A 759-nucleotide genomic window follows, 5' to 3' on the forward strand; every position below is an offset into this window, starting at 1 on the left:
TGCTTAACCTCGCATACGGTCGTAACTCGCCGGTTCATTCTACAAGAGGCACGCCGTCACCCATTAACGGGCTCCGACTACTTGTAGGCACACGGTTTCAGGTTCTCTTTCACTCCCCTTCCGGGGTGCTTTTCACCTTTCCCTCACGGTACTGGTTCACTATCGGTTACTAGGGAGTATTTAGCCTTGGGAGATGGTCCTCCCGGATTCCGACGGAATTCCTCGTGTTCCGCCGTACTCAGGATCCACTCCGGAGGAAGAAAGGTTTCGACTACAGGGCTGTTACCTGCTATGGCTGACCGTTCCAGGCCGATTCATCTACCTTCCTTCTTGATAACTCCAAAGGAGTGTCCTACAACCCCAGAAAGCAAGCTTTCTGGTTTGGGCTGTTTCCGTTTCGCTCGCCGCTACTCGGGAAATCGCATTTGCTTTCTCTTCCTCCGGGTACTGAGATGTTTCAGTTCCCCGGGTGTGCCGTCCGATACCTATGTATTCAGTATCGGATGCTGTCCCATTACGAACAGCGGGTTCCCCCATTCGGAAATCTCCGGGTCAAAGCCTACTTACGGCTCGCCGGAGCATATCGGTGTTAGTCCCGTCCTTCATCGGCTCCTAGTACCAAGGCATCCACCGTGCGCCCTTATTCACTTAACTATCGTCGTGAAAAGACGTTGTTTCGTTCGATGTTTCTGTTGAATGTCTTGTCATCACTAGCGTCTGAAACGCTATTGATTCCTTATCCAGTTTTCAAGGTTCACA

1 rRNA gene is annotated in these 759 nt (G+C 51.5%); it reads right to left on the reverse strand.

The window, feature by feature from the left end:
• Positions 1-654: ribosomal RNA gene (locus LCM11_RS20335) — 23S ribosomal RNA — on the reverse strand; the annotation flags it as partial.
• Positions 655-759 lie beyond the last annotated feature (105 nt).

Origin of the sequence: Halobacillus halophilus, assembly GCF_020171985.1 — a bacterium.
In the GTDB taxonomy this organism is placed as follows: domain Bacteria; phylum Bacillota; class Bacilli; order Bacillales; family Halobacillaceae; genus Halobacillus; species Halobacillus halophilus_A.